9 protein-coding genes are annotated in these 9,265 nt (G+C 58.6%); 8 read left to right on the top strand and 1 reads right to left on the bottom strand.

Going from position 1 to position 9,265, the window contains the following annotated elements:
• Position 1: 1 nt before the first annotated feature.
• The 6 genes from AC5EFR_RS13490 (at position 2) to AC5EFR_RS13515 (ending at position 6,499) form a co-directional block, all read left to right on the top strand.
• Positions 2-703 carry an FkbM family methyltransferase gene (locus tag AC5EFR_RS13490; protein WP_299921346.1) on the top strand — a complete coding sequence of 234 codons (702 nt, stop codon included), beginning with the start codon at positions 2-4 and terminating at the stop codon, positions 701-703.
• Between the two features lie 43 nt (positions 704-746).
• Complete coding sequence (locus AC5EFR_RS13495; protein WP_493576316.1) at positions 747-1,793, top strand: glycosyltransferase family 2 protein; 1,047 nt, start codon at positions 747-749, stop codon at positions 1,791-1,793.
• Between the two features lie 127 nt (positions 1,794-1,920).
• Positions 1,921-2,865, top strand: a complete 945-nt coding sequence (locus AC5EFR_RS13500; protein WP_493576317.1) for a phosphoadenosine phosphosulfate reductase — start codon at positions 1,921-1,923, stop codon at positions 2,863-2,865.
• An 81-nt stretch (positions 2,866-2,946) separates the two neighbouring features.
• Positions 2,947-3,981 (top strand): dihydroorotase, encoded by a 1,035-nt coding sequence (gene pyrC, locus AC5EFR_RS13505; protein WP_493576318.1) that lies wholly within the window; start codon positions 2,947-2,949, stop codon positions 3,979-3,981.
• 130 nt (positions 3,982-4,111) lie between these two features.
• The gene (locus tag AC5EFR_RS13510) at positions 4,112-4,789 is read left to right on the top strand and encodes an orotate phosphoribosyltransferase (RefSeq protein WP_299921339.1); all 678 of its coding nucleotides are present in this window, start codon (positions 4,112-4,114) and stop codon (positions 4,787-4,789) included.
• Between the two features lie 225 nt (positions 4,790-5,014).
• Positions 5,015-6,499 carry a replicative DNA helicase gene (locus AC5EFR_RS13515; protein WP_299921338.1) on the top strand — a complete coding sequence of 495 codons (1,485 nt, stop codon included), beginning with the start codon at positions 5,015-5,017 and terminating at the stop codon, positions 6,497-6,499.
• An 84-nt stretch (positions 6,500-6,583) separates the two neighbouring features.
• Here the strand turns inward: AC5EFR_RS13515 and AC5EFR_RS13520 are convergent, their stop codons facing one another.
• The gene (locus tag AC5EFR_RS13520) at positions 6,584-7,351 is read right to left on the bottom strand and encodes an adenosylcobinamide-GDP ribazoletransferase (RefSeq protein ID WP_493576319.1); all 768 of its coding nucleotides are present in this window, start codon (positions 7,349-7,351) and stop codon (positions 6,584-6,586) included.
• 161 nt (positions 7,352-7,512) lie between these two features.
• Here AC5EFR_RS13520 and alr point away from each other — a divergent pair, with 161 nt between their 5' ends.
• Both alr and AC5EFR_RS13530 read left to right on the top strand, forming a co-directional pair.
• On the top strand, positions 7,513-8,562 hold the full coding sequence (alr, locus tag AC5EFR_RS13525) for an alanine racemase (protein ID WP_493576320.1): 1,050 nt from the start codon (positions 7,513-7,515) through the stop codon (positions 8,560-8,562).
• Positions 8,559-9,265: MlaE family ABC transporter permease (locus AC5EFR_RS13530; RefSeq protein WP_493576321.1), on the top strand; the 707-nt coding region annotated here is incomplete at its 3' end. The genes alr and AC5EFR_RS13530, both read left to right, overlap by 4 nt.

The following is a 9,265-nucleotide window of genomic DNA, read 5'->3' on the forward strand; positions in this document are numbered from 1 at the left end:
CATGGACGGAAGTGCTGTGACGGAACGCAAACCTTTTATCCGCTCGCGCGGGATGAAAATCCCCAAACACCCGCAACTGACCACCGGTCGTGTGCGCGGGGCTTTGCGCGAAGGCACCTATGAGCGCAAGGAATGTGACGCGGTCATGCGCGTTGTGCGCGAGGGCGACAAGGTTTTGGAACTCGGCGGCGGGCTTGGCTATATGTCGACCCTGTTGTCGGTCAAGAAAAAGGTCGAAAAGGTCATCAGCTATGAGGCCAATCCGACGCTGATCCCCTATATCCATTCGGTCCACGAGGCCAATGACGTCAAAAACGTTGAGGTGCGCAATGCCCTCCTCTCGCCCGAGGCTGGGGACCCGGTCGAATTCTACATCCGCGAAAACTTTCTCGGCTCGTCGATGGACTTTAACGCCGAACCGGACACCGTCAAAGACATCGTCGAAATCGAGAAACACGCCATTGCCCCGGTTCTGGACGACCTGAAACCCGATGTTTTGGTCTGTGACATCGAGGGCGCCGAAGCCATGTTGCTCCCGGCCGCCGATTGGACGGGCATTCGCGTCGCCATCATCGAATTGCATCCGCAATGGATTGGCCAAGAGGGTGTGCAAAAGGTCTTTGACGCCATGCACAAGGCCGGTTTGACCTATTTCCCCAAGGCCTCAGAAGCCAAGGTTGTCACCTTCCGCAAGGGCTGGTGATGCCTGCCTTGCTGCTTCACCCGACGGCCCAAAGCGAGCCGTCATGAACATCACCGCTGTTCTATGTGTCCGCAACGAAGCGGCCTTCTTGCTCGATTGGATGGCCCATCATCTGGCCTGTGGCGTCACCCATGTGGTGGCGCTTTCCAACGAGTGTGACGATGGCACCGACGCCATGTTGGACCGTCTCGAACAGCTTGGCCATGTCACCCATATTCGCAACGATGGCCCCTATGACAAAGGCGGCATTCAATTCACCGGCTTGAAAAGGGTCGACAAGCTCGACGTGGTCAAACGCTCCGATTGGCTGTTGTCGCTGGACGTTGATGAGTTCGTCAACATCCATACCGGGGATCGCACCCTGCCCGCTTTGATTGCCGCGCTCCCCGATGCCGACGCCATTACCTTGACGTGGCGGCTCTTTGGCAATGCCGGCATTGTGCATTTTGACGATCGCCCGGTGACCGAGCAATTCAACAAGGCCGCGCCGGTGATCATGCATTGGCCATGGCGCGCGGCGATGTTTAAAACCCTGTATAAAAACAACGGCATCTATCGCAAACTTGGTGTGCATCGCCCGCGCAATCCCGACCCGGATCGTGTCGACACCGCGCGTTGGTTTGATTGCCAGGGGCGCGAGTTGGAGGCGCAATTTCGCAACCGCCGGATTTTTTCCAACTATGGCCGCCCCAATTATGGCTTGGCCCAACTCAATCACTACCCGCTCGGCGCAATGGAAAGCTATGTGCTCAAGGCCGATCGGGGCCGCGCCGTTCATTCCGACCATGTGCTTGGCATGGATTACTGGGTCGAACGCAATTGGTGCAGCGAAACCGACAAAACCGTCCAATCGCTGCCCAATGTCGCCCAAAAGCGCGCTGATCTGGGCGCTGATCCAACCCTATCTGACCTGCATGACACGGCGGTGGCCTGGCGCAAATCGCGCTTTGAAACCCTGTTACAGGATGAACCAAACCGCGCCCTATTTGCCCGGCTTTTGATGACCCCACCGGCGCGGCCTGTTCCGCTTGATGCGGCCCAGTTTTTGGCAGCTCACGCCACACGCGCCAAGGCCAATCGCCCCGACTGATCCACAAAACCAGCCCAAAATAACCCAGCCTTAACCACATTTCCGCCCGAAATACCGGTCAAATTTACCTCAAATACTGCGTTGCCAACCCGTGATTTGGGGGGCCGCGCCAATGAGGACTATGGGCATGGCACAACAGAAAACCAGTTTCCCCCCGGATCTAAGCCGTCTGTCGCGCGCCGAATGGCTGGCGCAACTGCGCAGCATTGGGGACAACAGGGGGTTTTCTGAGCCGCTCGGCAAACATCATGCCGGGATTTTTGTCGAAGACGGCGATACCTTATTGGTAAACTTTGAATCCATGTCCGGGATCGAAGCCTTGTCGACCACACGCACGCCGATCGGCTTTGACATGGTGCGCAGCAACGGCTGGTCTTCGCTTTCTGTGCTAAGTCACGGCGACACCTGGTTCCGCGATCACCGGGTCTATGGTTTCTTTGATCAACTGCTTGACGACGGGTTTTTCGATGAATTCGAAAATGTCATCTTTTATGGTGCGGGCCCCTGTGGCTATGCCGCCGCCGCCTATTCCGTCGCCTCGCCCGGCGCCCGCGTGCTCGTGCTACAACCCCAAGCCACGCTTGATCCGCGCGTCACCGAATGGGACGACCGCTTCCCAGAGTTACGCCGCCGCGATTTCACCTCGCGCTATGGCTTTGGGCCTGACATGATCGACGCCGCCCATCATGCTCATGTGCTATATGATCCGCGTGAACAAATGGACGCGATGCATTCCGCACTGTTTGAACGGCGCAATGTCACCCGCCACCGCATGCCCTATATGGGGAGCGCGCTGCAAACCGACTTGATCGCGCTCGACCTTTTGCCGTCGCTCTTGACCGCGGTGGCCGAGGATCGTCTAGACCGGCTGGCCTTTGCGCAAATGCTGCGCGCGCGCCGCGATCACCCGCCCTATCTGCGACGGCTTTTGGCGCGGCTTGATGCTGATGGTCGTGATGAGCTTGCCCGCCTGTTGTGTCAAAACGTTGTGTCACGCATGCACGCCCCCCGCTTCCGCCGCCGTTTGGCCATGCTAGAGGCCGAGGATGATCAGGGTGCGGATCACACCTAAGCGGCGTCGCGCCGCTCTGCCGCAGAATTTGGCACGCTGAATCACTAGAAACCGATCCCGTCGCATGTTAGGCGCTCCCCCATGCAACAGATCACACTCCGCCGCCCCGATGACTGGCACCTGCATCTGCGCGATGGCGCAATGCTGAACGCCGTTGCCCCTGAAACCGCCCGCCATTTTGGCCGCGCGATCATCATGCCAAACTTGATCCCGCCGGTTGTCACCCGCGATGACGCCGCCGCCTACAAGGGCCGGATCATGGCAGCCCTGCCCGAGGGCAGCGATTTTCAGCCCCTGATGACGCTCTATCTGACCGAAGACACCGATCCGGCGGATGTAAAGCGCGCCAAAGAAGAAGGTCTGATCAGCGCGGTCAAACTTTACCCGGCCGGCGCGACAACCAATTCCGCCAGCGGTGTCACCAACTTCGACAAAGTCCGCCCGGTGCTCGAAACCATGGCCGAGATCGGCCTGCCGCTCTGTGTCCATGGCGAAGTGGTCGACGCCGATATCGACATTTTTGATCGCGAGGCGGTGTTTATCGACCGCATCCTTGATCCGCTGCGCACATCGGTCCCCGAGCTGCGGGTGATCATGGAACATATCACCACCAAACAAGGGGTCGATTATGCTCGCTCCGGTGGCGACAACCTCGGCGCAACGATCACCACGCACCATTTGGTCATCAACCGCAACGCCATTCTGGTTGGCGGGATCAAGCCGCATTATTACTGTCTGCCTGTCGCCAAACGCGAAGAACACCGCCTAGCCCTGCGCGCGGCCGCCACCTCCGGTGACCCGAGCTTTTTCCTAGGCACCGACAGCGCCCCGCATGTGGATCCGCTCAAGGAAAGCGCCTGTGGCTGTGCCGGTTGCTTTACCGCCACCAACACCATGAGCATTCTCGCCGAAGTCTTTGAACAAGAAGGCGCTTTGGACAAGCTCGAAGGGTTTGCCTCTCTGCATGGTCCCGCCTTTTACGGGCTTGAGCCAAACGCGGCGCAGATGGTTTTGACCAAGGGCGAGCCCGTCACCTATCCCGACAAAATCGCCACGCCCGATGGCGATGTGACCGTGTTTGACCCGATGATGCCGCTGCATTGGCGCGTCGGTTGATCTAGGCGGGGGCAAAATCCGTGCACGGATTTTAATCCCACCAATCGTTTTTTGGAAAGAAGACGGCAGGCCGGGGTTTTGCCCCGTTCTGTTGTGCGCTAAAGCGAGGCCAAATAGGAGAGTTGCTGCCATGATCCCTACATCTTACCCATCCGCCGAAGAAATGGCCAAGCTGACCGCCCGCATGTTGTGGGAAATCGAAGCGGTGCATTTCATGGGGGACGAGCCGTTCAAACTGGCCTCGGGCCTGCCATCGCCGGTCTATATTGATTGCCGCAAGCTGATCTCTTTCCCCCGTATCCGCACCACTTTGATGGATTTTCTCACCGTCACCGTGATGCGCAACGCCGGGTTTGAGGCCTTTGACAATGTTGCGGGTGGCGAAACTGCGGGCATCCCGTTTGGGGCTTTGGTGGCGGAACGCATGGCCCTCCCCATGACCTATGTGCGCAAAAAGCCCAAAGGCTATGGCCGCAATGCCCGCATCGAGGGCGTCATGACCGAAGGTGAACGCGTGTTGTTGGTCGAAGACCTCACCACCGATGGCGGCTCCAAGCTTTCCTTTGTGGATGCGATCCGCGAAACCGGTGCCACCTGCGCCCATACGGCGGTGATTTTCTACTATGGGATTTTCCCCGAAACCATCAAAACGCTCGGCGATCATGGGGTTGAACTCCATCACCTCTGCACATGGTGGGATGTGCTTGAAGCGGCGCGTGAAATGGGCAATTTCTCGGACGAGAAACTCGCTCAGGTCGAGGCCTTCTTGAATGCCCCGCGTGAGTGGCAAGAGGCCAACAAGACCTAAATCAGGTCTCAAACGTATAGCGCTTTGATTGGCGGGCGGTCTGTGGCACGCATGTCACGACGCCCGCGACGTCATACTATATGTTGACACAAAGCCGATCCTGACCGCAAAATAATGCGCGAGGATCGGCCCACAGCTTATCCACATAAATATACAATTTCCCCTCGCCCGCGCATGTTGATACCAACCGCGCAAGGGCAGTATTCGGGGCAGTTGGGGGACCGCATGAACGAAGTCACAACCATTAATCCAACCGGGATTCAGGTCGAAGCCGCGGAAACCATGCCGCATTCGATTGAGGCAGAGCAGCAGCTTTTGGGTGCTATTCTGACCGACAACGAAGTCTTTGACAAAGTGACCGCGATCATTGGCGCATCGCATTTCTATGACCCGGTCCACGCCCGCATCTACGAAGTCGCCGCCGCGCGGATTTCCAAGAATAACCTCGCCTCTCCGGTGACGCTCAAGGCGTTTATGGAAGATGACGAAGGCCTCAAAGAGCTCGGCGGCCCCGCCTATCTCGCCCGTCTCGCCGCCTCTTCGGTCTCAAGCTTTGCGGTGCGTGAATACGCCCAGATGATTTATGATCTCGCCGTGCGCCGCGATTTGATCCGCTTGGGCAAAGACATCTCATCCAAAGCCGCCAAGGTTGACGTCGATTCCAACCCCAAAGAGCAGATCATCGAAGCCGAGCAAGCGCTTTATAATATGGCCGAACAGGGCCAAGTCGAAAGCGGCTTTGTCTCCTTCCTCAAGGCCGTCACCGATGCGGTCAACGTCGCCAATGCCGCTTATCAGCGGGAGGGCGGCCTTGCCGGGGTCTCCACCGGGTTGATCGACATGGACGGCAAATTGGGCGGTTTGCACCCGTCGGATTTGCTCATCCTTGCCGGGCGTCCGTCGATGGGCAAGACCTCGCTGGCCACCAACATCGCCTTTAACGTCGCCAAAGCCTATAAAAAGGGCATCCGCCCCGATGGCACCGAGGGCACCGTTGATGGCGGCATCGTCGCGTTTTATAGCTTGGAAATGAGCGCCGAACAGCTCGCCAGCCGTATCCTCGCCGAAGCGTCGGAAATTTCGTCCCACAAAATCCGCCAAGGTGACATGGACGAGGCCGAGTTCCGCAAGTTCGTCGAAGCCGCCAAAACGCTCGAGGCCTGCCCGCTTTATATCGACGACACCGCCGCCCTGCCGATTTCACAGGTCGCCGCGCGGGCCCGCCGTTTGAAACGGACCCATGGGTTAGACCTTGTTATCGTTGACTATCTCCAGCTCTTGCGCGGTACATCCGATAACCGGGTTCAGGAGATCGGCGAAATCTCCATGGGTCTCAAGGCAATCGCCAAAGAGCTCAACATTCCGGTCATCGCCCTGTCCCAGCTCTCGCGTCAGGTGGAAAGCCGCGACGATAAACGCCCGCAGCTTTCGGACCTGCGTGAATCGGGATCAATCGAACAGGATGCCGACGTGGTTATGTTCGTGTTCCGCGAAGAATATTATGCGGAACGTGAAAAACCCTCAGAAGATCAGCTGGATCGCATGGCCGAATGGCAGGAACGCATGTCGCGCCTGCATGCCAAGGCCGAAGTGATTATCGGCAAACAGCGTCACGGCCCAATTGGTACGGTTGAACTGTCCTTTGAGGCGCAATTCACCCGCTTTGGCAACTTGGCCAAAACCTGGCAAGGCGGCGGCGACGATTACTAACGGTCAAAACGGGCGCTCACATTCCATGCATGGAATTTGCAAAACGCGTGCACGCGTTTTTGGCGCGCGCCTCGGGCTTTGTGGTTAAAACCAAACCGCAAGGCCCAGATAGGCACCCAATTCGCCCAACTGCATCACCGCGCCAAGACAATCGCTGTTGTAGCCGCCCAATTTGCGCATCATCGCGCTGCGAAAAGCTTGACCCAAAACAATGCTGCCCAATAGGACAAACAGCGTCGGCCAAGGCCCAAACAGCATGCTTCCCGCCAACAGGATCAAAACCGCACAGGCCAGCGCAAACCGATAGCCATCACCGGTGATGTAGGGCGCGGCGACTTGCAACCCATTGCTATGGGCATAAGGGGTTGTGGCGATGACATGGACCACCGCCATCATGCCAATCATATGCCCAAGAACAAGCGCCACCCCCGCCAAAATCACCGGCATATGTGCCAGCAAAACCAGTTTCAACGCCAACGTCAATGCCACCGCCAAAGCCCCAAAAAGCCCAAGTCCCGGATGCACCATCATCTCAAGAACCTGCACGCGCCCTGCCCCGCGGCATAGCCCTTCGGCGGCATTGGCAAGCCCCTCTTCGTGAAACGCCCCGGTTATCAAGAGCGTTGCCGCAAGCGATAGGATCAAACCCGCCGATTGTGGCAACCACAAACAGGCCAGCCAAAACACCCCGGCCCCCGCCGCCCCAACCAGCGCCCCAACCAAAGGGAAATACTTGTTGGCCCGGACACGCAAATCATCCGATCCATCCACATCACGCGCCACCGGCAAACAGGTCAGAAACCGCATCGCCAGTTGAAACAACTGCCACTCAAGGCGTAGCGCATCTTTCATCTCTGTCTCCTTGGTTCACCACCCTAGCCCAGCAGGTGTTAACCATTATTTGCCAACGGATCGCAAACAACCAGCCCCCGCCCCCGCGCACCGCCCTCGGGATTGCTCAAATCCGTTCATTTCCCCTTGACCATCCCGTGCGACCTGCCAAAGACAAGAGCATGGCTGTTGCAGAACTTACAATCGATCTCAAGGCGCTGTGCGACAACTGGCAGGCGCTGTCTTCTCACTCGCAATCGGACACCGGCGCGGTGGTCAAGGCCGATGCCTATGGGCTTGGTCTGGCCAAGGTGGCTCCGGCCCTTGCCGCCGCCGGGGCACGGCAATTCTTTGTCGCCGCCTGCGAAGAAGGCGTGCAATTGCGCCATATCCTTGGCAGCGGACCCGAGATTTTCGTGTTTTCCGGCCATATGGACGGCGACACCGATCTGATCACTCAGGCAAATCTGACGCCTCTGTTGAATTCCATTGATCAAATGCTGCGCCACGTCGAGGCCCTGCCCGGTCATAGCTTTGGCTTGCAACTCGATACCGGCATGAACCGCCTTGGCATGGAAGACGCCGAATGGCGCGCCCTGCGCGATATTGCGCTGGCCCAACGCCCCGCCTTGGTGATGAGCCATCTGGCCTGTGCGGATGCGACACCCGATGAGCCGGAATTCACCATGAACGCCCGCCAGCTTCAGAGTTTTGTCGATATGACCGATGAGATCGACGCACCGCGTTCGCTTGCAGCGACGGGGGGAATTTTGCTTGGCGAAGACTACCACTTTGACCTCACCCGCCCCGGCATTGGTATGTATGGTGGCATGCCCTATGCCAACGCCCGCCCGGTGGTGACACTCTCGGTGCCGGTGATCCAAACCCGCGATGTTTTGCCCGGCGAAACCGTTGGCTATTCCAACACCTGGACCGCCCAAAAACCGACCCGCGTGGCCACCATTGCCGCCGGCTATGCCGATGGTCTTATCCGCGCCATGGGTGGTGACGCATGGCTTTGGGCGGGCGACACCCGTTGCAAGGTCTTGGGGCGCATTTCGATGGATATGATCGGCGTCGATGTCAGCGACCTTGACGAAGACCCCACCGCGCTAGAACTTTTGAACGACCGCCAACCGGTTGATATGCTTGCTAATTGGGCCGGAACCATCGGCTATGAAATCCTCACGTCGATGGGGGCCCGCTACGCGCGGCGCTATCTGCCCGCATGATCCTTTTGCAGCCCTTCGGCGCCCTTGGCCGCGCCACCCTTCAGGCCCTCGCCTCAATTGGCCGGGTGGCGATTTTTGCGTTTCAAACTCTTGGCCATATGATCCGCCCGCCCTTTTACGGGCGTGAATTTGCGCTGGCTTTGCTCAATATCGGCTGGCTGTCTTTGCCGGTTGTTGGCCTCACCGCCATCTTCACCGGCGCCGCTTTGGCGCTGCAAATCTATTCGGGTGGCGCGCGTTTCAACGCCGAGGCCGTGGTCCCCCAGATCGTCGCCATTGGCATGGTGCGCGAACTTGGCCCGGTCCTTGTTGGGTTGATGATCGCGGCGCGGGTGACCTCGTCTATCGCCGCTGAAATCGCCACGATGAAGGTCACCGAACAAATCGACGCCCTCGTCACCCTCTCGACCAATCCGATGAAATACCTCGTGGCGCCGCGCGTGCTTGCGGCGTTGATTGTAGTGCCGCTGCTGGTCGCCGTGGGCGATATCATCGGCATCTTTGGCGGCTGGATTGTCGCCACCGGATCGCTCGGATTTAACCCCGCCGCCTACCTGAAAAACACCGTCGACTTTCTTGAGGCGCTCGACATCATCTCATCGCTGGTCAAGGGCTGTGCCTTTGGCGGTTTGGCGGCGCTGATGGGCTGTTATTACGGCATGCACTCGGGCCGTGGTGCCCAAGGGGTTGGCCGCGCCACCAA

This window comes from Pelagimonas sp. (assembly GCF_058892305.1).

Excerpts from the sequence above, each read along its gene's own strand:
- AC5EFR_RS13510 (WP_299921339.1), top strand. The coding sequence starts at position 4,112 with ATGATCCCTACATCTTACCCATCCGCCGAAGAAATGGCCAAGCTGACC.
- AC5EFR_RS13500 (WP_493576317.1), top strand. The coding sequence starts at position 1,921 with ATGGCACAACAGAAAACCAGTTTCCCCCCGGATCTAAGCCGTCTGTCG.
- AC5EFR_RS13520 (WP_493576319.1), bottom strand. The coding sequence starts at position 7,351 with ATGAAAGATGCGCTACGCCTTGAGTGGCAGTTGTTTCAACTGGCGATG.
- pyrC (WP_493576318.1), top strand. The coding sequence starts at position 2,947 with ATGCAACAGATCACACTCCGCCGCCCCGATGACTGGCACCTGCATCTG.
- AC5EFR_RS13495 (WP_493576316.1), top strand. The coding sequence starts at position 747 with ATGAACATCACCGCTGTTCTATGTGTCCGCAACGAAGCGGCCTTCTTG.
- AC5EFR_RS13490 (WP_299921346.1), top strand. The coding sequence starts at position 2 with ATGGACGGAAGTGCTGTGACGGAACGCAAACCTTTTATCCGCTCGCGC.
- alr (WP_493576320.1), top strand. The coding sequence starts at position 7,513 with ATGGCTGTTGCAGAACTTACAATCGATCTCAAGGCGCTGTGCGACAAC.
- AC5EFR_RS13515 (WP_299921338.1), top strand. The coding sequence starts at position 5,015 with ATGAACGAAGTCACAACCATTAATCCAACCGGGATTCAGGTCGAAGCC.